The 24255-nt window shown below is 56.9% G+C and carries 16 protein-coding genes; all 16 read left to right on the top strand.

Annotated features, from left to right (window positions below):
- Nucleotides 1-29 precede the first annotated feature (29 nt).
- The gene (locus VFX97_10630; protein HEX5703643.1) at nt 30-1034 is read left to right on the top strand and encodes a tetratricopeptide repeat protein; all 1005 of its coding nucleotides are present in this window, start codon (nt 30-32) and stop codon (nt 1032-1034) included.
- A 9-nt stretch (nt 1035-1043) separates the two neighbouring features.
- Nucleotides 1044-1628 carry a class I SAM-dependent methyltransferase gene (locus VFX97_10625; protein HEX5703642.1) on the top strand — a complete coding sequence of 195 codons (585 nt, stop codon included), beginning with the start codon at nt 1044-1046 and terminating at the stop codon, nt 1626-1628.
- 387 nt (nt 1629-2015) lie between these two features.
- Nucleotides 2016-5810, top strand: a complete 3795-nt coding sequence (locus VFX97_10620; GenBank protein HEX5703641.1) for a TonB-dependent receptor — start codon at nt 2016-2018, stop codon at nt 5808-5810.
- A 249-nt stretch (nt 5811-6059) separates the two neighbouring features.
- Nucleotides 6060-6941, top strand: coding sequence for a hypothetical protein (locus tag VFX97_10615; GenBank protein ID HEX5703640.1), 882 nt, complete (start codon nt 6060-6062; stop codon nt 6939-6941).
- Nucleotides 6942-7062: 121 nt separating this feature from the next.
- Nucleotides 7063-7716 carry a hypothetical protein gene (locus tag VFX97_10610; protein HEX5703639.1) on the top strand — a complete coding sequence of 218 codons (654 nt, stop codon included), beginning with the start codon at nt 7063-7065 and terminating at the stop codon, nt 7714-7716.
- Nucleotides 7717-8153: 437 nt separating this feature from the next.
- Entirely contained in the window at nt 8154-11825 is a 3672-nt protein-coding gene (locus tag VFX97_10605; GenBank protein HEX5703638.1) for a TonB-dependent receptor, read from the top strand.
- 178 nt (nt 11826-12003) lie between these two features.
- Complete coding sequence (locus VFX97_10600; GenBank protein ID HEX5703637.1) at nt 12004-12906, top strand: hypothetical protein; 903 nt, start codon at nt 12004-12006, stop codon at nt 12904-12906.
- A 78-nt stretch (nt 12907-12984) separates the two neighbouring features.
- A complete protein-coding gene (locus VFX97_10595; GenBank protein ID HEX5703636.1) occupies nt 12985-13638 on the top strand; it encodes a hypothetical protein in 654 nt (217 codons plus the stop codon).
- 17 nt (nt 13639-13655) lie between these two features.
- Complete coding sequence (locus VFX97_10590) at nt 13656-14327, top strand: hypothetical protein (protein HEX5703635.1); 672 nt, start codon at nt 13656-13658, stop codon at nt 14325-14327.
- A 299-nt stretch (nt 14328-14626) separates the two neighbouring features.
- Entirely contained in the window at nt 14627-17989 is a 3363-nt protein-coding gene (locus VFX97_10585) for a TonB-dependent receptor (GenBank protein ID HEX5703634.1), read from the top strand.
- A 166-nt stretch (nt 17990-18155) separates the two neighbouring features.
- Nucleotides 18156-18737: a hypothetical protein gene (locus tag VFX97_10580; GenBank protein ID HEX5703633.1), complete on the top strand. Its 582-nt coding sequence runs from the start codon at nt 18156-18158 to the stop codon at nt 18735-18737.
- Nucleotides 18738-18767: 30 nt separating this feature from the next.
- Nucleotides 18768-19379, top strand: coding sequence for a hypothetical protein (locus VFX97_10575; GenBank protein HEX5703632.1), 612 nt, complete (start codon nt 18768-18770; stop codon nt 19377-19379).
- 93 nt (nt 19380-19472) lie between these two features.
- Nucleotides 19473-20555, top strand: coding sequence for a hypothetical protein (locus tag VFX97_10570; GenBank protein ID HEX5703631.1), 1083 nt, complete (start codon nt 19473-19475; stop codon nt 20553-20555).
- A 13-nt stretch (nt 20556-20568) separates the two neighbouring features.
- Nucleotides 20569-21642 carry a DUF4129 domain-containing protein gene (locus VFX97_10565; GenBank protein ID HEX5703630.1) on the top strand — a complete coding sequence of 358 codons (1074 nt, stop codon included), beginning with the start codon at nt 20569-20571 and terminating at the stop codon, nt 21640-21642.
- A gap of 7 nt (nt 21643-21649) precedes the next feature.
- Nucleotides 21650-23065 carry a DUF4350 domain-containing protein gene (locus tag VFX97_10560; protein HEX5703629.1) on the top strand — a complete coding sequence of 472 codons (1416 nt, stop codon included), beginning with the start codon at nt 21650-21652 and terminating at the stop codon, nt 23063-23065.
- 151 nt (nt 23066-23216) lie between these two features.
- Nucleotides 23217-24167, top strand: coding sequence for a MoxR family ATPase (locus tag VFX97_10555; protein HEX5703628.1), 951 nt, complete (start codon nt 23217-23219; stop codon nt 24165-24167).
- The last annotated feature ends 88 nt before the right edge of the window (nt 24168-24255 follow it).

Raw genomic sequence — 24255 nt, 5'->3', positions numbered from 1 at the left:
TTGGCTCGGCGTTGCTGTGCGGTGGGATCATGACTATTAAATTTTTTCGACTCGCCGGTGTTTGCTCTGTGATTCTAACGGCCAGTATTTGTGGCCTCGCCCAAAGAGACAATCCGAGTATATTCGGTGAAGTTAAGATCACGGTCAAAGGAGCCGCCCAGCGCGCCACCCCTCCTCAGGCGAGCGTGATCCTCTTCCGCCCGTCCGATAAGGAACGCGCGCGCCCGACCGGCCCTGAATTCGGAAGACAGACGGTCATTAGCGGCGGCCGTTACCGCTTTTCCGATTTGCCGCCAGGTGAGTATGAATTGGCCGTCGAAGTCGATCATCATGAAGTGTCGCGAACCCGTATAATATTGTCGTCCCTGCATGCGCCATACGGACTTCAGCACGACATTGCGTTCGAGTGGCAGCCGCTAAGTGATGCTGCGAAGGGTGGCACGATCTCGGCTGCTGATGTTCATGAACGAACCGTCACCAACAAGCGGCTGTTCAAGAAAGCAGAAGACGCGGTCGTCGATAAGAATTACGATCAGGCAATCTCTTTGTTGAGGCAGATGGTGGCCAGCGACAAAGCTGACTATCAAGCCCAGACAATTTTGGGAACGCTCCTCGGCAGCCAGGGAAAGTATGATGAAGCAGAGCAGGCGTATCTGAGCGCGCTGTCAGCACGGCCGAACTTCGCGCTCGCACTGCTCGATTTTGGCAGGCTGCGACTAAAACAAAAGAGATTTGCTGACGCAGTCGAACCTCTGACAAAGCTCGTCGGATTGCAACCCGATTCGGGCGAAGCGAATCTGCTCCTCGGTGACGCCTACGCGCAAATGGACCAGCGACCCAAGGCAATTCTTCATCTGAATTCGGCCGCCGGGTTGGGTTATCCCCAGGCTCATTTGCGCCTCGCTTGGATCTACGACGCGGGGGGTTCTAAAGAGAAAGCGGCGCTTGAGTACGAGGAGTTTCTCAAGAAGCAACCGAACTATCCCGAGCGGCAGAAGTTGGAAGGCTACATTAAAGCCAATAAGAAGAATTGATTCCTTCGCATGACGAACGCCGACGACAAAGTAAACCCGGCTCGCAAGATCCTTGACGTCGGCTGCGGCTGGAACAAAGTCCCGGGCGCAATCGGCATCGATTCGAATCCGCGGGCGCACGCCGATGTAGTGCACGACCTCGGCGTTGTGCCGTATCCATTCCCTGACAACGAATTTGACGAGATTGTTTGCCGGCACGTGATTGAGCATGTGCCGGACGTGATGTCGCTGGTCACTGAGCTACATCGCATCGCGAAGCCGGGCGCCCGCCTCATGATCGTGACGCCGCATTACACAAATCCCGACTGGGCGACCGACCCGACGCACCGTAATCATTTTAATAGCTACTCGTTCAACTGTTTCATCGACGATCGCCAACTCTTTCCCTTCTACACCGAAGTTCGCCTCAAAGCCATCCGCACTTACGTGACCCTGGCCAACCTCTGGCGCGCGATCGGACTGGAGTTTCTGGTAAACCTCGACCAGCGCTGGCCGTCGTTTCGCTTCACCAGAAAATTCTGGGAGTTCTACCTAAACATGGTCTTTCGCGGGAAAGAGCTTCAGATGGAGTTCCAGGTCGTGAAAGGAACATGACGTACGTCACCGGACTTTGATCTCACCGTCACCGTTGAAAGGCTTAAGTGCCTGCCAGGACCTTCGTATTCGCGACGATAAATTTCATTCCCACAACGATCCTTTTCGCGGCTTGCTGAATCAATCGACTGCGAAAAAAGATCCAAGAATTTGTACGTTTAGTGAAGCGATGACAAGCGTGGGTCGATCACTCCGTTCATGGATTTGTAAATCGATCCAAAATCATCAATATTTTGGACTTAACAATATCTTCCCCGCCGTGTAAATAAGAGGTTTCGACGCTTTTGAGCCGCGTTCCCCAGTCGGCATAATTCTTGCAGAACTTTCAACCATTCGTGCCCTTTAGTCATTTGATCCGAAGGAATAACCAGCAAAAGGAGATTTGGAATGTTCAGTAACGCATTTGCTCGATTTATGGTGGCGATTGCGCTTTGTGGCCTCATCGCCTCCAGCGCCTTCGCCCAAGGCAGCGTCACGCGTGTCAGCGGTACCGTAAAAGACCCGCAAGGCGCGGCCATCACGGGCGCCACGGTGACGCTAACAGACAGTGCCACCAAGGCCGTCAAGACAGCCACTACCGGCGATGACGGCAGCTTCGCCTTTAACGATTTACGCGCCGGTGTTTACACCGTCGACGTTGAGGCCTCAGGTTTCAAGAAAACGACGGTGCCCGATCTGACCGTCAACATCAACGAGACGTCAACCGTCAACATCGACATGGAAGTCGGTGGCGTCGGCGAGACGGTGACGGTCACCGCGTCCGACGCGCAGGCGGTCGTCCACACCGAGAACGCAGAGTTGAAGAACACCGTTCTCGAGCGTCAGATTCAAGACCTGCCGCTCAACGGTCGTAACCCGCTCACGCTCGCCGGACTTCAGGCTGGCGTCAACTCAAGCGGCTCAGGCACGCGCACGGCATCGGTTAACGGTCTGCGCGGCACGTTCACCAACCTGACGTGGGATGGCATCAACATCAACGATAACTTCATTCGCACGGACAGCTTCTTCGGCGTCGCCGCCCCGAGTGTGGCGAGCGTTTCGGAGTTCACGCTGACGACGCAGAACGCGAGCGCCGCCGACGGTTTGGGTGTGGCGCAGCTGAAGCTCGTTACCCCGCGCGGTACCGGCGAGTTCCATGGCCAACTCTTTGAGTTCCATCGCAACAACGTCCTGGACGCCAACACCTTCTTTAACAACGCCGCCGGTCGCTTTGTGGCTTCCGACTTGGCAGTTGTTTCCGGCCGCGCGCAGGTCGGCGACTTACGCCTGCCGCGCCCGGTGCTACTTCAGAACCAGTTCGGCTTTAACATCGGCGGTCCGATGCGGATCCCGAGGTTCGGAGAAGGCGGCGATTCGTGGTACGGCAAAGACAAGCTGTTCTTCTTCTTCTTCTATGAAGGCACGCGCACCAAGCAGGAAGCCAGCGTCACTCGCACTTTCCTGAGGAACGATGCGCGCAATGGCATCTTCCGCTATCGCGCAACCTGCGGCGCGGGCACCGCGCCGGCGTGTCCTCCGGGCGTCACGAACGGATCTATTCAAACCATCAACCTGCTGACCCTGACGGGCCGCCCGGTTGACCCGATCACTGCGGAACTCGCGCGCCGAGCGCCGCTGCCTAATGACCCGACAACGGGCGACCTGTTTAATGCGAACGTTCCGAACTCCGGAACGCTGTCGAACACCGGCACATTCCGTTTCAACACGCCGCAAGGCAGCACGAGTGACCTTTGGGGTTTTCGCGTTGACTATGACATCAACTCGCGCAACCGAATTGAAGCGATCTTCAACCGCTTCACCTTCCTGTTTCCGAACTCAGGCGGAGAGCCGTTCCCCGGCGCCCCTGGCGACGGACAGGATTCGATTCGTCCGCGCGGTTCGTTCGCGTGGCAGTGGGCCCCGACGAACTCGATCAGCAACGAAGCCCGTTTCGGCTTCAACTTCTACAACGTTCAGTTCTTTACGAACGAAACCTTTAGCCGCGGTTATCAGCTCGTCCAGCCGCTCATCTCTGACTCGGAGGATAACTTCCTGCCGCAGGGACGCGACGTGAAGACGTGGGAGTGGATCGACAACGCATCGTGGGTGAAGGGCAATCACACCCTTCGCTTTGGCGGCAACTTCCGTGACAACTACATTAGACCCTATAACGACGCGGGCATTCTGCCCTCGTACAACATCGGGTTTAGTGCCACGGGCACGCCCACTCCGCTGTCGGCTGGTTTGTTCCCCGGCGGCATCGGCGCCACGGACCTCGGCACCGCCAGCAGCGTGCTGGCAATTCTGACGGGCCCGATTTCGCAGGGCACGCAGACATTCAACGCCGCCACACGCACCCAGGGCTACGTCGCGGGTGCCACCCAGCAACAGGACTTCCGCTATTTCGGCCTCGCAGGTTACGCGCAGGACACGTGGCGTTTCAGAAGCAACTTGTCGCTTAACCTGGGCGTGCGCTATGAGTTCATCTCGGTGCCCTCGGAGCGCCTCGGCCTCGTGCTGATGCCGACGAACACTGAAATGAGCGTGTTGCAACAGAACGCCGTGCTCGACTTCGCCTCCGGCGGAGACCGTCGCGGTTTCTTCAACAACGACACGAATAACTTCGCGCCGCACTTCAGCTTCGCGTGGGATCCGTGGGAAGACGGCAGGACCTCGATCCGTGGTGGCTACTCGATCTCGTATGTGATCGACAACAACATCACCACGGTGCTGAACGCCATCCGCGGCAACCCGGGCCTGGTCGGCACGACGCGCACACTAACCGGCGCCTCAGTGGCCGGCCGCACAGTCGCCGGTGGCGGCGGTGGCGTCCCGCTTATCGCGCCACCAGTCTTCCAGGTTCCGCGGACCGTCGCACAGAACCTGACGGACTTTGGATTTGCCAGTGCGTTCTTTACGTTTGAGCCGAACTTCAAGACGCCTTACGTCCAGCAGTGGAACTTCGGTATCGAGCGCGAAATTTTCGCCGATACCGCGCTTGAAGTCCGCTACGTCGGCAACCGTGGTACGAAGCTGACGCGCGGAATCGACTACAACCAGTTGAAGGTGCGCGACAGCGCGTACCTGGCCGACTTCCGTCGCGCGCAGTTCAACATGACGAATTGCGCCGGTAACCCGAACCCAACGGCGGTGGCGTGCCCCGGCCGTCAGGCACTGACCTACCTTCCGCTCCTGGGCGCTGGTCTGGGCTTGAACGGGTTCTTAACTGACGCGAGCGTGCGCAATTTGATCTCGCAGGGACAGGCCGGTGCGCTGGCTGAGTTCTATGCGGGCGCAAACCGTACGTTCTTCTTTGGCGCAGGCGTGTCGACGATTCCGGTCACCGACTTCCTGCCTAACCCGAACACCTTCATCGCTGACGCCTATATCAATGGCGCCAACTCGTGGTATCACGGTTTGCAGACGGAAGTTCGCCGCCGCTTTAGCGACGGCCTCTACTTCCAGGCGAACTACACGTATAGCCGGGCGATGACAGACTTCGAAGGAAGCCAGAGCAACTTCGCCGGTCTGCAGGACCTGGGATTCGGCACGGAGATTGAAAAGCAGCGTAGCTTCAACGACGTTACCCACGTGTTCAAGGCTAACGGTGTTTATGATTTACCGTTCGGCCCTGGCAAGCGATGGGCGAACTGGGGTGGAGTAGCGGGCAAGCTCCTCGGCGGCTGGAGTGTTAACGGCTTGATGCGTTGGCAGTCGGGCGAGCCGGTCGCGATCATCTCGGCCCGATCCACGCTTAACCGTGCAGGCCGCTCGGGTCTCAATACGGTCAACTCAACGCTGTCGGTTCAGCAGCTACAGGACCGCACCGGCCTGTTCTTCGACGCAACCGGTCGTCCGGTGTTGTTCGATCCGGCCTTGATCTCAGCCGTTCGCGCCAACGCGACCGCTCCTGAGCCAGGTGGAAACCCGTTCCTGACCAACCCCTTGTCGGGTAGTGTAGGCAGCTTGCAGCTTACGCCGGTCAGTGGCCCGTCGGTCTTCTTCCTCGACATGAGCATGATCAAGACCACGAGTATCACCGAAAAGGTGAACCTCGAGTTCCGTGCTGAGGCCTTTAATGTCCTCAACCACACGGCCTTCGACGTTAGCCAGACGCAGAACATCAACTCGGGCGCCTTCGGTCAGATCACCAGCTCGTTTGCGCCGCGAGTGATGCAATTCGGTCTGAAGTTGAAGTTCTAACTTAACCCGGCCTGATCGCATGATCATGGCCGCCAACCTCGGGCGACGTTTCCGGCAAGGAGCGTCGCCCTTTTTTTTCACCAGTGCGGTCAGCGCGAGCCATGCGTGTGTTGCGCCGCTCGTGTTAGAATCCGCCCGCGTTTTCAAGGCAACTCTCCCCTGCCTCAGTGCACTCACATGAGAGGCGGCCGAATTGACGCTGATATAGTTCAACCTCTGAAGTTCACGCATTTAAGGAGATTTTCAACAGTGAGAAATATTCGTCTTGTTCCACGCGCCCTCGCCGCATTCGTTGTCGCGTTCCTCTTCATTGTCGCCGCGCGCGTGACTACCGTCCCGGTCACCGCCGAACAGAAGATGAAGCCGGAAGAGTTGGTCGCAAAGCACCTTGATTCAATCGGCACGGCCGAGGCTCGCGCCGCCGCGCGCAACCGGATCATTAATGGCGTCTCTGCAATGACGCTCAAACAAGGCGGCACAGGCAACCTGGTCGGAAGCGCCCTGATGGCCTCGGAAGGAGACAAAAACCTGCTTATGATGGCCTTTGAGCGGGCCGACTATCCATTGGAGAGGATCGGTTACAACGGCCGCAAGCTCAGCGTGAAAGAGGTCCGCCCGGGCGTGCGAACGCCGCTCGGCGAATTTTTCCGCACTCATGATGAGATGTTTAGAGAGGGACTGGTTGGTGGCACGCTTTCGCAGTCGTGGCCACTGCTGAATGTCGCGGAACGTAAGCCGAAGCTGGAGTACGGCGGCACCAAAAAAATCGACGGCCGGCTGGCGCACGAACTGAAGTACACGCCAAACAAGGGCGCAAGCCTCAAGATGAAGCTTTACTTCGACGCTGAGAACTTCCGCCACATCCGCACCGAGTATGAGCGCGTGATTGCTGCCACCATGGGAGCGCGCCCCATCGACTCGAGTAGCCGTCTTGATACCCGTTACAAGGTCATCGAAGAGTTTTTAGACTTCAAAGAGGAAAACGGCCTGACGCTGCCGCACACGTACAAGTTCGAGCTGCAAATTTCATCAGGGAATGCGCCATTGCTGCTGGACTGGGTTATCAGCCTGCAAAAGTTCAGTTTCAATCAATCGATGAGCGGCAAAGAGTTCGACGTTGAGGGAGGCTGACCGGACGGTCCGAAGGGATCGCGCCGAACGTTTCAGTTCCGCGGGACATGATGGAATTCACGGCCCGCGGATTGCGAGAAAGCAACACGTCAGTTACGGCGGTATATTCCAAGGAGATGTTATGAGACCGGCGCTGTGCATCATCATTACCGCGTTTGTTGTGGCGACCCAGGCGCAAACAGAAACTCAGCAAACGGTTCCACTGACCGTTGTAAAGTTCAGCGCTGGGATTTACCGCGAGCCGAGCAAGGTAGTTTCATCCGTACTGGAGCCCGATCAACCGATGGAACCTATCCGCTCTACGCCGGTAATACCGCGAAATGAAACGGCCGTAGAAAAGGCCCGGCGCGAAATGAATGAACAGCGCATAGCCTTGAGGCGTGTCGAAATAAACGCGGCCAACTCAGCTAACAAGGGAGATAAACTCTACCTTTACCATTTGGAGGTAAAGAATACAGGCACTCGCAAGATCAAGAGCTTTGCGTGGGAGTATCGATCGAGCGGCGTTTCCGACCCTTCGGACCGTCAGTTTTACTGCGCAGTAAACGCCAAGCCGAACGATAAGAAAGAATTCGATTTGCTTGCGCCCTTTGCTCCCTCTCGAGTGGTAGACGCCACGTCCGCAGGTCAAAAGACAGACAAGAAGGGTGTCGTAGTTATCAATAAGGTCGAATACGCCGAAGGGCCCAGCTGGGTACGGCCCGGTTGGAAGCAAGCGACGTTTTCCGACGAGGTCACAAAGAAGGTCGAAATCGGCCAGTGCGTCGGACTCTGACGACTCTTCTTACTCCACAATTCCCTGCCGAAGCACCCATCCTGGTAAGGCTTTGCCAAAAAATTGGGAAGCACTGCGGAAGTATCGCCTTTGACGAAACCCCACCGTTAAGAGCGTTTCTATCTCAGCCCTCCATCATCCAAGATTTTGGATCAAATCCCAAATTTTCGTCTACTACCGATCGGGCCGGGAGGCTCAATCGGGGCGGAAATGCTTGTTTAGTTAATCTTCGACGTCCGGTAAGGAACACAACCCCGGCGGAACATAGCTTGCCTAAAACCTTAACAAACTGATCGCAGTGGCCGTTCGAGTGGTTCAACGGCTTGTGAGTTTCGACGAACAGCTGAACATTTCAACCGCGCGTTCTGCGTGAGTTCAGTACCAAACGCGCGCGCGGACACGCGGAAAACTTGACCTACCTTTGGAGGAGCCTACCAATGAGGAGAATTAGTGTTATCGCCCTAGCAGTCTTCGTGTTTTCGGCGGCATCCGTAGTCTTTGGACAGACGTCAAACAGCCGTGTCACCGGCACTGTCAAAGACACTTCGGATGCCGTAGTCCCCGGCGTCAAAGTCGTTCTGACCGACCTGAAAACAAAACAAGAGCGTACGGTACAGACCAACGACGAAGGAGTTTTCAATTTCACGGACGTGCAGCCCGGCCCCTACTCAATCGTTGCTGAACGTACCGGATTCAAGAAAGCTCAGGTCATCGACCTGCAGGTAAACATTGATAAGCCGGCGGTAATTAACGTCACGCTGGAACCTGGAGAAGTCACACAAACAGTCTCAGTCACTGCGTCGGAGGCGCAGAGCTTGATTCGCACCGAAGATGCGAAGCTGGCGACCACGGTCGATGTCAAACAAGTGCAAGACCTGCCACTCAATGGTCGGAATCCGATCAATATCGCAGGTGGCATGGCCGGCGTGAACACGAATACCAACGTCCGCCAGTCCGTGATCAACGGCATGCGCGGATCGTTTTCGAACATCACCTGGGATGGCATTGAGATCAACGACAACCTGGTGCGCACCGATGCGCTGTTCGGCGTAAACACGCCGAGCGTCGCCGGCGTCGCTGAGTTTCAGGTGACCACGCAGAATGCGGGGCCCGATGAAGGACTCGGTATCGCGCAGATCAAATTCACCACACCACGTGGTGGTAGCAGCTATCATGGCGAAGTTTATGACTTCTACCGCAACGATAAGTTTGATGCCAACACCTTCTTCAACAACGTGAGTGGATTGGCGAAACCAAAACTGCTTCAGCATCAGTATGGTTTCAATGTTGGCGGACCTTTTGCGCTGCCAAGGTTTGGTGAAGGTGGCCCAAGCTTGACTGAGAAGAAGAAGCTCTTTTTCTATTTCTTCTATGAAATGACCGATGCGACGCAGGACTTCACGCCGAATCGCACCGTTCTCCTGGCGGGGGCGCGCACGGGCAACTTCACCTACGTTAGAACGGACAATGGTCAGTTGAATACGGTCAATTTGCTAACGCTCTCCGGCCGTACGATTGATCCGCGCATTGCCCAGTTGATTGCTCTCACACCTGCGTCGAACAACACCACTCTCGGCGACACGCGCAACACGGCGGGATTCCGTTTCAATACGCCCAACGGAAGCACGGGACGGAACATCGGATTTCGACTCGACTATGACATTAATTCCAGCAACCGAATCGAAGGCATCTATTCGCACTTCCTTTCGAAACTGCCCAATGACGTTCAGTTGAACAACATCGGCGAGCAGTTTCCGGGCTTGCCGGGCGGTGGCCAGGAGTCGGCACGTCCGCGCTACGCGCTGGCCTGGCATTCGAGCCTGACCTCCACAATCAGTAATGAACTCAGGTTTGGGTTCTCTTCCAGCACCCCGACGTTCTTTAACCGGGAAGATTTTTCGGAAGGGTATCGCCTGACATTGCCGCTCATCACGACCCCGATTCAGAACTTCCTGCAACAGGGACGCGCGCCACGCAATCACGACCTGATTGATAACGCATCCTGGGTGAAGGGTAACCATGTGATCAAATTCGGCGGCACGGCGCGTTGGGTCAGGATCCTGAACTTTAACGACGCCGGCATCGTCCCGCAGTTCACGGTGGGCTTCAATACCACCACAAACACGATGCCGCTCGCGAATAACACAACTAATTTCCCCGGCGGCCTTTCCGACACGCAGTTTGGTACCGCAACCGGTTTGTTGGGGCTGCTCACGGGTGCAGTTAGCAGTGTCAGCGAGACGTTCAACGTGGCCAGCCGCACCTCGGGCTTTACCCGCGGTGTGGGTTCAATCCGCCACCTCGATTACGACACATTGGCGTTTTATGTGGGGGATACCTGGCGAGCGAGAGAGAATTTGTCTCTCAACCTCGGCATCCGCTACGAGTACATTGGCCCGGTGACTGAGAGAGACGGCCTTGGACTGATGCCAAAGGATCTATCCCTGAATGTCCTGGCCAACCCGAACGCGGTCCTCGACTTTGCCGGTAAAGGCACCGGTCGAGAATTCCTGGCCAAGGATCTTGATAACTGGGCCCCGAATTTCAGCTTTGCCTGGGATCCGTTTAGCTCGGGCAAGACTTCCGTTCGCGGCGGCTTTTCTATCGCCTATGCCATCGACAATAACGCGACGGTGCTTAACAACGCCTCGGTGGCCGGCAACGCGGGACTCCAGTCAGCCGTCACGATTTCCACTCTGACCGGAACCGTTAGCGGGGGTGGAATTGTGCCCGTGCCTATTCCTGCGTTTTTAGTTCCGCGCACCTTGGTTGACCAACTCACCCTGAGCCAAACCCCGACACTTTTCACCACCGAGTACGAGCTGAAGACGCCTTACGCAGTTCAGTGGAACTTCGGTATCGAGCGTGAGTTCATGAAGGACACCGCATTCTCGATTGGCTATGTTGGCAATCGCGGAGTGCAGTTGACTCGCGGTCTCGACACGAATCAGGTGCTCATTTTCCAGAATGGGTTCTTTGATGACTTCCGGCGCGCCCAATCCAACCTGGCGCAGTTTGGCAACCCTGATTGCACCGCGGCGATGGCGCTCGCAACCGGTTGCCAGGTATTGACAATCTTCCCGCGGCTCGGCGCCGGCGCACAGGCCCGCGGCAACCTGGGGAACGCGACAATTCGAAACCTGATTTCTCAGGGTCAGGTTGGCGAATTAGCCTCCACGTACGTCTCAGCCCGGAACACGTACATGAATGTGTCGCAGCCTTGCGTAACCCCGGCCACCGGCGGGGCCCGGTCCCTTTGCCCCAGCTTCTTCCTGCCGCACAACGGCAACGCGTTTGTTACCGATTACATTGGCAGCGGTGGTTGGTCCAGCTATCACGGATTGCAAGCTGAAGTCCGCAAGCGCCTGAGCGGTGGCTGGTACTATCAGATCAACTATACGTGGAGCAAAGCCTTTACCAATTCTGAACAATCGCAAGCCGAGTTTAGTCCGCATCTGGACAACACTCTTGGCGACGTGCTTGAGAAGAAGCGGCTCAATCAGGACGTCCAGCATGTATTCAAAGGCAACTTTGTGTACGAGCTTCCGTTCGGTCCCGGTAAGCGATTCGGGAACGGCGGCGGCTGGACCAGCAAGCTGCTCGGCGGCTGGCAGATTAGTGGCATTGGCCAGTGGAGAACGGGAAGACCGATTACGTTTATTTCCGGACGTGGAACCGTCAATCGCAGCGCTCGATCGGGCAATAACACGCCCAACACAACGCTGACCCTGGCTCAACTGCAAGCCGGCACCGGAGTGTTTGCCGCGAGCGGCACGGGCCTTCCATTGCTGGTTAACCCCGCATGGATCGCGACAGATGGACGAGCCAGCTCGACTATCTTTACGCACCCGACAGCGGGAACCTTTGGCGGCTTGAGCCTGACACCGGTCGACGGTCCCGGTTATTGGAACGTAGACACGGCGCTGATTAAGAGGACGAGGTTTAAGGAGCGTATCGGTGTCGAGCTGCGGCTCGAGGCTTTCAACGTCTTCAATCACACCAACTTCTCGGTCCCGAACGTGCTCGACATCAACGACACTAATTTCGGGAAGATCAACGCCGCGTTCGAAAACCGAATTCTTCAGTGGGCGTGGAAAGTCACTTTCTAACGCCACGCTCTGTGGCTGGGTTTTAAGCAGCCGCGAAAACTTTTCCTTTCCCGGGCGTTGTCTTACGAGGCAGCGCCCGGCTCTCTTTTAAGATCAAGTTTTTATTGCCCGTGGCCCGGGGAATGAATATCGTATCGCCACCCGGCCCGAGTCGTTTGCATCACCCTGGAGAATCGCGATGAAAATCTTTCGAGCACCGGCATTCATTTCCTCCGCTTTCGTCTTTCTTGCCGTCGGCTTATGCGTGGTGCCGGCCACTTCACAAAAGCTGACACCGGCTGACGTAGTCGCAAAACACACCGCATCGATCGGATCGGCCGAAGCGCGCGCGCGGGCAAAGGGCACTCGAATAAAAGGAAGTGTTGAAGTGATCGTTAAGGAGGGCGGGAACGGCAATTCAGCCGGCAGTGTCGTCCTGGCCTCCCGCGGCAGCCAGAACATGGTGACCATGAATTTCGATGCGGGTGAACCTACCATGTCGTTCAGATTTGACGGTAGCAAGACGACGGTCACGCAATTTCGTCCGGGCCGTCACACGCCTCTGGAACACTTCTTTGCGGAAAACGAGGGAATTGTGGGCGAGGGCCTGGTGGGCGGCGTGCTCTCTGAGTCGTGGCCGCTTCTCAACCTTCAGGAGAAAAACCCGAAGCTCGAATATTCGGGAGCGAAGAAGATCGGTGACCGGCCCGTACACGCGATCAAATATCGGCCGCGCAAGGGGTCGGAGTTGAACATTACGCTCTTCTTCGACGCGGAAACTTTTCAGCACGTGCGAACTGAGTATGAAAAGACATTTTACTCGACGGCGCAGCAGAGAATACCCGGTCAACCCGGCCGTTTGCCCAGCGCGGGTGAGGCGCGCGGCGCACCGCAGCGTCTGACTGTCTACGAGGCATTTTCAGACTTTAGAACTGAGGGTGGCTTGAATTTGCCGCACGTATACAAATTTGAACTCTCAGTTCAGTCTAATACTCGTCCGCTACTGCTTAACTGGACTTTCAATCTGGCGGAGTTTACGTTTAATGCACCGGTTGACCCGTCCGAGTTTGTCGTTGGCAATGAAGCACCAAAACCAAACTAATTAGTAACCGGGTGTGGAAGCTGGTGCATCCTATCTGCCTTTAAAGCCGGGTCGCGGGTGTAAAACGAGAGACGAAAAATGAAATTTCTGATGCTCTCATCATTGAGTCTGCTGCTCATCGCAACGCAGACTCAGACGGGCCCACAGTCATCGGATTTGGCGGTGTTGAAGTTCAGCTGTGGCGAGTACCAAAGACGCAGCAGCATGGTTCGTTCGGTGCATGAGACTGACGAGTCGGGAAACGAGCCGATTCGAATCAATCAACAGCGTCGCAACGAGCCGCAAGAGGTCCTCAATCGCCGCGACATGGCTGAACGACGCGCAGAACTGAGGACTACAGAAGTGAACGCGGCCCTTTCAACACAGAAGACCGCGAAACTTTACTTCTATCATTTGGAAGTTAAGAACAACGGCAGCCGGGCCATCAAGAGCTTTGCGTGGGAATACGAATCCAACGGTGTCCCCGACCCATCCGACCGGCATTTCTTCTGTGTAATAAACGCGAAGCCGAACCAAAAGAAACAATTCGATCTGTATACTTCACTCGCTCCCTCCAGGGTCGTCGACGTCACGACCGCAAGCGAAAAACCTGGTAGTTCGAAAGGCGTCGTCGTCATCAACAAGATCGAATACGCCGACGGCACAACCTGGTTGCGTCCCGGCTGGAATGCCGCAACCTTTTCTGCTGAAGCGACCCAGAACGTTGAAGCTGGAAGATGTGTGGGGCTATGAGTTGGATCACTAAAGAGATGACGTTATTAAGGTGCCTATTCATTTTGGCATGTTGCGGGATTGTACCTGCGCAAGCCCAGACAAGTGGGCAAGGTGCATCTGGTCTGAATGTCACCTCGTTGAAGGTAAAAGAGAAGCGGATTGGCGGCTACAGTCGTGCGTCCACGGTTTATCCGCCGAAGATAAATCCGACGCTGGGCCGGGGAACTCGAGACCGGACGGATTCTCCTGAAATCGCGTCGTTGAAAGAGATCCGTGAGGACGGACAGCAGCGCCAACGAGATCTGCGGGCGCTCGATGTTAGAAGTAGAAACAGCGCTCGGTCGCGTCCGTCGCGGGCGTATCAGGGTTACGAAATCCGCGCCCGCATTGCCAACGAAGGCCCTAGATCAATTACAAAACTCGTTTGGGCTTACCGGCCGACACGTAATTCGCAAGTCGTGCTTGAGAAGCAATTCTACTGTCACTTGCCAATTGCCCCTGGCCAATCACGGAACGTGAAAGTCTGGTTCCCCGCGCAAGTTCTGAACGTCGCGTTCACCAACCCGCGCCAGTCATCGGTGTCAGACATCGTGATTGAGCAGGTTGAGTACGACGGCGGAACCGGTTGGAGGCTTCCGACAACCGTGCAACCGCCCACGCCCAGAACCTTACCGCCGGTTGGGAAGGGCAAGTGTGCTGCGTTCTAAGCGCGGGCTAACTGACTCTTCACTATCAGTCTTCCGCATTGTCCCGCCACTCATCGCCATCCAAGATTTTGGACTAAAAACCAAAATTTCAGCCGCAAATCTGTCTGATTGCTCACTTAAAAAACTAGAAAACCTCCAAATTGAGGCGAGAAAGACAAGGGTTGATCGGACCTCCTCTACGGGAACATTGCTTGCTTAAAAGCCCAGCAAAGCCATTCGCATCCTCAGTCACAGTTGACGGATGCTCGAGAGAACAAGCCAGGGTCAGTTTCTAAAAACTTAAGGAGGACGAAGCGGTTATGAAAAGCGCTCTTCGCGTTCTAGCAATTGGATTCGCGTTGGGGTTCGTGTTCGTAGGCGCGGCATTCGCTCAGGGCACGGGCACGATAACCGGAACGGTTAAGGACCCCAAAGATGCTCTGATTGCCAAGGCCACAGTTACGGCCCGAAACACTCAGACGAACATCTCACGTACCACCGAAACGGACGAGGACGGCCGATATCGCATGGAAGGGCTCCCCGTTGGGCCTTACGAGGTCTCGGTCGAATCATCGGGTTTCGCAAAGTTTACCCAGACCGGAATCGGACTCGACGTCAATCAGATTGCGGTGGTCGACGTAGCCATGAATCCTGAAGGTGTTTCGGGTGTGGTAAATGTCGTCGAACAGAACGCCGCGATACTCAATACCAGCAACGCGGAGGTTTCCACCCGCTTCGACGGGCGGCGCATCGCCGAATTACCGCTCGCGCCAAATCGCAACGTCTTCAATGTGGTGCTCTCTGCGCCGGGCGTCAGCCAACTTGGTTCCGGACAGACGGGATTTTCGAGCGGCCTTAGCTATTCAGCCAACGGCGGACGTGTCCGTTCGAACAACTTCATGATCGATGGCCAGGACATCAACGACCCAAGCGTCGCTGGTGGCCAACAGTCGATTAACAATCCCGACATCGTCCAGGAAGTGCGGCTGATCACGAATCAATTCCTGGCTGAGTATGGACGGAACTCCGGTTCAGTGCTGAATGTGGTGACGCGCGCCGGTGGTAATGACTTTCACGGCACGGTTTTCTGGTTCCATAACTCAAACGCGCTTAACGCCTGCAGTAACCTGAACAAGGCGAGCGGCTTCTGTAGACCGTCAGGCTCGACGCTCGCTGCCGGTCAGACTTACAAGCGGCCCTTCCGCATTGAAAATCAGATGGGCTTCACGATTGGTGGACCGCTGCACCTCCCGCGCTTTGGCGAGGGTGGCGCCTCGTACATCAGCGGCCGCGACCGCACGTTCTTCTTTGGATCGTACCAGCGCTGGAGTAATCGCCAACTTGGTTCAGGTTTTACCCTGATCGGCGCGCCGACTGCGGCGGGACGGCAAACTCTTCAGAACCTGGTCGGGAACCGCCCTCAGGTTCAAGCGCTTCTGACCCATCTACCTGCAGGAACGGGCACTGCGGATCCGGCTTGGTTTAGTTTGACTCCCGGCGCCAACTGTCCCAAAACTCTGGCGGCGGGCCAGACGCGCGACGCATCCTGCATCCCGGTGGCATCCGGAACGCTTACGGGTTCAGCCTCATCGTTCTTTGACGATCACCAGGCTTCATGGCGCGTGGATCACAGACTGACCGGCTCGAATGATATTAACTTCCGTTATCTCTATGACGATGGAGATACGGGCGGTCAGGGCCAGGTGACGCCGTCGGGCCTCACCACGAAAAATATTTTCCGCACACAGGCCATTAACCTCGTTTTGTCGAGCCGGATAAGCTCGAACGTGATCAACGAACTTCGCGGCGCCTGGTCGCGATTGGCAACCACTACGGCCTCAGATAACCCACTGTCGGAGACCATTCCTTCGATCGAGATTTTAGATCTTGGCCTTCAGGGGTTTAATGCCGCCAACAATCGCACGGCGATCGGTTTGGCCGTGAACCTGCCTCAGTTCCGTAATAACAACACGTACCAGGTGACCGACAATCTCACGTGGATCAAAGGGTCTCACGCCTTCAAATTTGGCGTGGACATTCGTCGCAACCAGGTAAAGAGTTTCTTCGTTCCGACGATCCGCGGACGCCTTTCCTATTCGACGCTGCAACGGTTCGTGGACGACAACGCCGACCTGGCAGCCACAGTTAATCGGCCACTACCGGGGGGGCAGGAGATTCAGTATTACTACTGGTGGGACAGCTACTACTACGCCCAGGACGAGTGGAAGATTACGCCCCACCTGACGCTCACTTACGGCTTGCGGTACGAACGGCCAGGGAACAACTTCGACGATCTGGTTCCGGTTAATAACGCCATCGTCGCCTCCGCAGGTGGTGATGAGCGCTTCCGGTTCACCCCGGTTCCACCCGCGGACACCAACAACTGGCAGCCGCGCATTGGCTTTAACTGGAATCCGCAGACGGAAAGCGACGGGCCAATTGGCTGGATAACCGGTGGAGACAAGCTGGTCGTTCGTGGCGGTTATGCGCGCACGCATGACAGCAACTTCATCAACATCAACCTGAACATTGCGAGTGCGTTTCCATTCGTGGCGGCCATCAACCTGGCCCCTGTCGGAGCGTTCGCGGCCATACCGACAGCCCAGCCCGCAGGCTTAAACCCGGCGACGTTTGCTCGGACGATTGTAGGTGGGGATTTCCGGGCGCCGGTTTACGACCAATTCAGCTTTGGATTCGAACGTGAACTCGGGCGCGATTCCGTTTTCCGAATTGGGTACGTCGGCACTCGCGGACGCGATTTGTTCCAAACGGTGGACGGGAATCCGCGTCAACCGACGAACAATGTATTCATTGCGGCGCAGCCAAACGGCAGTGTCAACGATCCGTGCCGCGTGACGACTGTCGATCCGGCGAATTGCACGCTCGGAATCGTCCGACTCCGCGCGAACCGGGCGGAGTCCGATTACCACTCGATGCAGGCCAGTTTTGATAAGCGCCTGAGTCGAGGTTTCAGTGCCGGACTGCACTTTACCTGGAGTTCGTTCATCGATACGGCTTCAGAGTTGTTCAACCCCTCAGGCGGCGAAGTTGCCGTGGCCCAGAACTCATTTGACCTGCCGAATGATCGAGCTCGCTCGACCTACGATAGGCCGCTGCGTCTATCGGGTAACTTTGTTTACGAGTTGCCGTGGTACCAGGCGCAGAATGGAGTCTTGGGACGAATACTCGGCGGCTGGCAGGTGAACTCGTTCTTTACCTTCCAGAGTGGCGCGCCGTTTACGCCACTGAATGGCGCCGATCCAACCGGCGCGCTGAACGGAATTGACGGTCTGGTCGGCAATGCGATTCGCGCAAACTCAACCGCGGCGCTGCCGAGCACAACCGCCGAAGACCTGTTCAGACTTGGCGGGCTTAATTTCTTCGCGCCGCTGACATGCAATGGCGCGTTGACGGCCCCGGCAACCATCTGCCAGCGCTTCGGCAGTGCCGGCCGTAACATCCTGCGCGCGGACGGTATCGGTAACCTCGACTTCGGAATCATCAAGAACACGCGCATCGGCGAGAACGCGCGGCTGCAACTGCGGGCCGACATGTTCAATGCAACCAATACGCGCAACTTTGGTATTCCGACGGCGGCGGTTAGTTCGAGCGCTTTCTTGAACCAGTGGACGACTGACGGCGGCAACCGCCGCATCATCGTTGGCGCTCGACTGGTCTTCTAAATCACCGTCCTGAGCCTCTCAGGCTCGGGCCACATCCGATGGGGGCTGAAGTAGTTCTTCGGCCCCCGTTTTCCTTGACGGCAGCCTCCTGGATCGCTTAGGTATATGCCGGTCAATTTCAAGTGCACGAATAGCTAAATCACGACGCATCATGCGGGAGGTCGCCATGAAAACGATCCTGGCCCTTATCGTGGTGGCATTCGCCACCGGCGCCGTCCTCGCGCAAACTCCGCAAGCGTCCCAACCCTCTCCGCCAGCTTTAAAATCTGAAGAAGTTAGTTGGCAGCCGATATACCCGGCATTCGTAATGGGGAACTTGTTTCCGCAGACTTCAGTTGGAAGCTTTCCTGTCGGCGGGGTCCCGCATCCGAGGCCATTGCCGGGAAACCGTTTAAGCTACAGAGGGGACTCCACTGGCGCCTTATCCGCAGGACTACAGTATGGTGACGACGCGGTATGGTGGCTGGCAAGTGTGAGAATAACAAACGAATCGCCAAACAATATCAAGTTTATTAGGATGGCTTTTGTCTTCACCGATCCAATCAGCGGCGGTGAAGTTTTGCGCATCGATCGTCGCAGCCGGAAGCGCCTGAAGCCCGGCGAGAGCTATGTTTACCTGAAAACAGTCAAGAGTTCGCGAGAGGTTCGCGGGGCGAACGGCACTCAATTGAAGCTCGAGATTACCGAGGTGCTCTACGGGGACGGTACGGTGTGGCGTCTATCCGACGTCACCGGCAAAACCGAGTAGATCGTAATCCCGCTTCGTGGGAAAAACGTCATGAAAAAAATCTTATGCCTAATATCGCTTACGGTCGCTCTCGGCAGCGGAGTGGCCGCTCAATCACCGGCGCCTGCGACCAATCCTTCAGTGGCGATCGTTAAATATAGCTGGGCCAAGGAACGGATTAACTGGGAAGGCGATCCTTTCGCCGGGGCATTTGAAAGTTTCGAAGATGTCCGACGGCGAGCGGTCGATGCGCGCCGCTTGGAACGAGCCCGTGGCACCGGCAACGCCATCGAAGCGGCCAAAGTTGAACGCGAAATTCGGGCCGAGCAGGTAATTAAGGCTCGTCCACCCAAACCAGCCCGGTACGTTTTCGTATACAAAGTCGGGATCAAGAACGACAGCGACAAAACAATCACAGAATTCGATTGGGATTACGTTTTCTTTGACGCCGCTACCGGAGCCGAAATTGGCCGGCGCGAGTTCACCGGCGTTGAGAAGATTGGTCCGGGCAAGAGCAAGGAACTGACCTTTCAAGTATCCTCGCCACCCGCGAAGACCATCAGCGTTTATGCGCTGGATAAGCATGAACGGCGAGGTCTCAGCGAAGCGGTCGTGCTGGTGCGCGTAGCTTACGCCGACGGCTCAGTGTGGATGCGCCAATAGATCGTCCCCACATCACGTCCGTTAACATCGCTGCACGAGTCTCCCGCTCAAATCACTTGATTTCAGTTTAATAAAACAACATCATCGGCGAGCATGAAATCTGCTCAAGCCGAGCTTGCGCTGGCGCCGCTGGGCGCGGGTGATCTGATCGATCGCGCGGTGCGTTTGTACCGGCGCCACTTTCTCACGCTGATTCGCATCGCCGCGCCGCCGGTGGTCGTTTTTGCTCTCGGCTCCACCATCTCCACGATCGGGATTCACGCCATTAGTACAACGCCAAGCACCGCACGCATGGTGGGCTATTTCTTCATGATCGTGGGTGGCGCGGTAATAATGGTGGCGGCCGCGCTTTTTAGCCTGATCGTGATGGGGGGCGCAGCGCGTAACCTGGTCGCGCATCTGCTCTGGGACGAGCCGGTCAGCTTTCGCGCGACGTACGCGGCGGTCAAGTCGCGTTTTTGGAGCTTGTTTGGCGCGAGTATTCTGATCGGTCTCTGGCTGACCTTCTGCTCGTGGCTCGCGATTCTTGGTTTTTACCTCGTCATGCTGGTGGTGTTTGTCGGCGTGGTCGCGGTCGCTTCGGTAATACCCGAGTTCGTCACCGCCATTGTGGTGGTTGTCGGGATCATTACGGGCGCGGTCGGCGCGCTCATCCTATTCTTTCTGCTGGCCGGACGCATGGCCTATGTGCCGCAGGCAATTCTGGTGGAAGGACGGACCGTAGGTTCGGCGATCGGCCGCAGCTTTTCGCTGGCCAGCGGCAACGTCCGTCGGCTTATGGCGATGGGGCTGTTTACTTTTTTTGCGACCTACTCGGCACTCGCGCTTCTGATTATTCCGCTGGGCTGGTACGGCTGGGCGAATGGCGTGAATATTTCATTGTTCAGCTCTGAATGGCCCGCATGGTATGCCATCGCTTACGAAGTCATCGTACATTGCAGCTATATTCTGCTGGCGCCGATCTGGCTGCTGGGGCTATCACTGCTCTACGTGGACGAGCGCGTGCGACACGAAGGCTACGACATCGAGTTGATGGCGGCGCGACAGCTTCCGCCCATGCCGGAGTTGCCTGGCGTTATCTCGCCGTTCGCGCCGGCGCTGGTCACGCGGCGCATGGCGCAATTTGTGCCGCCGCCTGCGCCGATGCCACCTCAAAATGTTCTGGGCTTACAGTAATCGTTTGCCGTAGATGCGTACGAAAATTCATTCACTAAGAGTCGCGGCGGTCGCTACTCTGTTCATCCTCGCCATCTGCGCCCGCGGGCAGGCGGCGAGCTTTGAAGACTATCGCGCACGCGTCTCTCAGTCGGTCAGTGCTATCCAACAACTCGAGGCGCCCGATTACTACACCGACGATCCGTTGCAACGCGATTCAATCAAGCAGAACGCGATCGCGCGTTTGCGGCAACTGCTGCCGGAGCGAGAGTCAGTTCTTTTCAACGGTCAGAACATCGACGTGGACAACGCGTGGTTCCACGAGGCGCTCGCCGCGTATGAGAAATCGGGCCACCAGCCTGAACGCGCAACCGCCGTCGTCACCAGAACGCGTGAGCAGTTGCGCGCGCTGCTTGAGCGTTTGGACGAGATGAAGTGGGCAGATTCGACAGAGGGAAAAGACGCGAGCAAAGCGCGACTCGCCGAAATCCTGCGGCGATCCCAGTACGACAAGAGCGTAGCCGAAAAAAGCGCGATCGAACGCTTGTGGGAAGAATTCATTCGCTGGCTCGCTAAACTTTTTCCGAGGGTGGGGCCACTGCAACCTGGCACCGGCCAAGCCTTCACAGGCGTGGCTCAGGTCGTCGTAATCGGCTTTTCCGTTCTGCTGATTGCGTTTCTTATCTGGAAACTTCTGCCGCGCTATTTGCGCAACCGCGGCAATAGAAAGAAGAAGGCGAAACGCGAGCCGCGCATTGTGCTGGGCGAGCGGCTGGAACCGGATCAAACGGCCAGCGATCTGCTTGAACAAGCCGAAGCTCTCGCGCGCACCGGGGATCTGCGCGGCGCAATTCGCAAAGCTTATATCGCTCTGCTGTGCGAACTCGGCGATCGCAAAGTCCTTATGTTGGCCCAGCACAAGACAAACCGCGATTACCTGATGGCGGTAAGAAACCGGCACGCGCTTTACGAGGCGCTGCGCAAACTTACGGCCAGCTTTGAGATTCACTGGTACGGTTTTGTCGCGCCGGCGCCCACTGACTGGGAAGCGTTTCGGCTTGGTGTCAGAGCCGCAGGTTCGACCGAGGTAAACCGGGGGACACGTTAAGGTCAGGATGCGTCAACGTCTCTTCATCTTCATCACGCTGGTCGCCGTCGTGGTTGTGCTGATAGCGCTTAACGCGGCTTCGTACGTGCGCGTCGAGTCGGCCGGGGACTCCGAAGCTTCACCTGATCGCTCGACCTTCAATTCGGGGGAGACGGGGACGCAAGCCCTCTACGACTTTCTGGACGAGTCGGGCCAACCGGTTATGCGCTGGCGCGAGGGCACGTCATCGTTGCTCGGTTCGGCTGACCCGAAGCCATCAACACTCGTCGTAATCGGCCCGCTGAAGGTCGGGTACACAAAGCGTGAAGCTCGCGAACTGATGCAATGGGTCGAATCGGGCGGCCGGCTGGTCATCGTCGATCGAAACCCCAATCCCGGTTTGCTCGGACCGGACAGCGAGTGGATGATTTCGAGCGACCAGCTGGGTTATCCATGGAATGATCTCGATCCGAATAACTTCGAACAGATGACCTCGGGTATGGCGCCGCTTAAACCGGCACAGCCGACGGCGTTGGCGCGCAACGTTGATTCAGTTATGCCGTCGCGATTCATGAGTGCGATTACGTTTGCGCCGCGCACACCCGAAAGCCAGCCAACGCCCGACGAAGTGGACGAGCTGGTTGATAATGAAGAAGAAGAGCCGGATGACTACGAGCGTGAGCCCTCCCCCGGAGTTGGTCTGCCTACAACCGAAGCCGGAACGCCGGCCGGTAAGAACAACGAGCGCTCGACTGCGCCCGTGGTTCACTTTGGTGAAAAGCGCGGTGCGCTGCTGGTCGATTATCCGTACGGCAATGGCCGGATCGTTCTACTGTCAGATCCTTATCTCGTAGCGAATAACGGAATCAGCCGCGCCGATAATTTGCTGCTGGCTCTGAATGCGGTGACGGCTGGCGGGGGAATGATCGCATTTGACGAATTTCATCAAGGCCACCCCGCAACGCACAACGCGCTGTTTCAATATTTCTCCGGTACGCCCGTAGCGGCCATTTGCGCGCAACTCGCGCTCATCGGCATCGCAGTTGTGTGGTCACAGGGACGTCGTTTTGCTCGTCCGCTGCCGTTGCCGCAGGTCGATCGCCGTTCGAAATTGGAATTCGTGGCGTCGATGGCTGAGTTGCAGCAACGCGCTCGCGCTCACGATCTGGCCCTGGAAAATATTTACGCTCGCGTGCGGCGCGTGCTGGTGCGATATGCCGGGGTGAACAACAGCACGCCGCGCGCGGAAATTGCCCGTCGTGTCGCAATCCGCTCCGGACTGGGTCGCGCAGAGCTGGAAACACTCATGCGAAAGAGTGAAGAGACGATCAACGGCGCGCCGACACACGCGAAAGAAGTCCTGCGCATCGCGCAACGGCTCCGGGACATCGAGTCGAAGCTCGGCTTGCGCACCCGATCGCGCGACGTGAAACAAGCTGACTGAAGCAAAGGCTGGTCTTTGTATTTTGGTCTTTGTGCTTTGATCAGCATTCCGAGTACCAGGCACTACGCACCAAGCACAAAGCACCAAGTTCAAAGTTCACAGTACAAAGCTCTATCACCTGAACCCTTTGAGTAAGTGACCATCCAATCAAATGCCTGAATACGTTTCGAACACCATCGCACACATTACCGGCGAGCTGCGTAAAGTAATTGTCGGCCAGGACGAACCGATCGAACAGATCCTGGTGGCGTTGCTGGCCGAAGGTCACGCCTTGATCGAAGGCGTTCCCGGCACCGCCAAAACACTGACGGTCAAGACGCTCTCGCGGATTCTGAATGCCGACTTTGGCAGGATTCAGTTCACCCCCGACTTGATGCCGTCGGACATCACCGGCACAAATGTATTCAACGTGGCGTCGTCGAATTTCAGTTTGCGTCGCGGCCCGGTGTTTACGGATCTCCTCCTGGCGGACGAAATCAATCGCACTCCGCCAAAGACCCAGGCGGCTTTGTTGGAAGCCATGGAAGAACGTCAAGTGACCATCGATGGTGAATCGTATCCGCTGTCGCCGCTATTCACGGTGCTTGCGACTGAGAATCCGATCGAATACGAGGGCACGTATCCGTTGCCGGAAGCGCAACTCGATCGTTTCCTGCTGAAGATTCTCTTAGGGTATCCGTCAGCCGAAGAAGAGCAGCAGGTGGTGGCCCGTTGGGATGCGGGCTTTAACGCCCGTCGCCTGACCGATATTGAAATTCAGCCGCTGGCGCCGGACGCGATTTCTGCCTGTCGCGCCGAAGTACGAAATATGCGGGTCGAGCCCGGCGTGCAGCGCTACATAGTGGACATTGTTCGGCGCACGCGCGATCACGCCGCCGCGCACTACGGCGCCAGCCCGCGCGCCGCGGTCGCTTTGTTGTTGTGTTCGAAAGCGCTGTCGGCAATTCGCGGTCGCGACTTTGCGACTCCCGATGACGTGCGTGACATCGCGCGACCCGTGCTGCGACATCGCCTGACGCTGCGCGCGGAAGCCGAACTCGATGGCGCCACACCCGATTCAGTGATCAGTGACATCCTGCAGTCCTCTGAAGTGCCGAGGTAGGTGCCGGGTGCCGGGTGTCGGGTGTCGGGTGTCGGGTGACAGCAGGAGCTTGAGCGAACGACCGATACACGTGACCTGACACCTGATA

Source organism: Pyrinomonadaceae bacterium, assembly GCA_036277115.1.
In the GTDB taxonomy this organism is placed as follows: domain Bacteria; phylum Acidobacteriota; class Blastocatellia; order Pyrinomonadales; family Pyrinomonadaceae; genus UBA11740.
Note: the sequence above shows the minus strand (reverse complement) of the source record. Positions and strands in the feature narration are given on the sequence as shown.

Bases quoted from the DNA above. Each gene is read 5' to 3' on its own strand.
- VFX97_10630 (HEX5703643.1), top strand. From the start codon at position 30: ATGACTATTAAATTTTTTCGACTCGCCGGTGTTTGCTCTGTGATTCTA.
- VFX97_10625 (HEX5703642.1), top strand. From the start codon at position 1,044: ATGACGAACGCCGACGACAAAGTAAACCCGGCTCGCAAGATCCTTGAC.
- VFX97_10620 (HEX5703641.1), top strand. From the start codon at position 2,016: ATGTTCAGTAACGCATTTGCTCGATTTATGGTGGCGATTGCGCTTTGT.
- VFX97_10610 (HEX5703639.1), top strand. From the start codon at position 7,063: ATGAGACCGGCGCTGTGCATCATCATTACCGCGTTTGTTGTGGCGACC.
- VFX97_10605 (HEX5703638.1), top strand. From the start codon at position 8,154: ATGAGGAGAATTAGTGTTATCGCCCTAGCAGTCTTCGTGTTTTCGGCG.
- VFX97_10600 (HEX5703637.1), top strand. From the start codon at position 12,004: ATGAAAATCTTTCGAGCACCGGCATTCATTTCCTCCGCTTTCGTCTTT.
- VFX97_10595 (HEX5703636.1), top strand. From the start codon at position 12,985: ATGAAATTTCTGATGCTCTCATCATTGAGTCTGCTGCTCATCGCAACG.
- VFX97_10590 (HEX5703635.1), top strand. From the start codon at position 13,656: ATGACGTTATTAAGGTGCCTATTCATTTTGGCATGTTGCGGGATTGTA.
- VFX97_10585 (HEX5703634.1), top strand. From the start codon at position 14,627: ATGAAAAGCGCTCTTCGCGTTCTAGCAATTGGATTCGCGTTGGGGTTC.
- VFX97_10580 (HEX5703633.1), top strand. From the start codon at position 18,156: ATGAAAACGATCCTGGCCCTTATCGTGGTGGCATTCGCCACCGGCGCC.
- VFX97_10575 (HEX5703632.1), top strand. From the start codon at position 18,768: ATGAAAAAAATCTTATGCCTAATATCGCTTACGGTCGCTCTCGGCAGC.
- VFX97_10570 (HEX5703631.1), top strand. From the start codon at position 19,473: ATGAAATCTGCTCAAGCCGAGCTTGCGCTGGCGCCGCTGGGCGCGGGT.
- VFX97_10565 (HEX5703630.1), top strand. From the start codon at position 20,569: ATGCGTACGAAAATTCATTCACTAAGAGTCGCGGCGGTCGCTACTCTG.
- VFX97_10560 (HEX5703629.1), top strand. From the start codon at position 21,650: ATGCGTCAACGTCTCTTCATCTTCATCACGCTGGTCGCCGTCGTGGTT.
- VFX97_10555 (HEX5703628.1), top strand. From the start codon at position 23,217: ATGCCTGAATACGTTTCGAACACCATCGCACACATTACCGGCGAGCTG.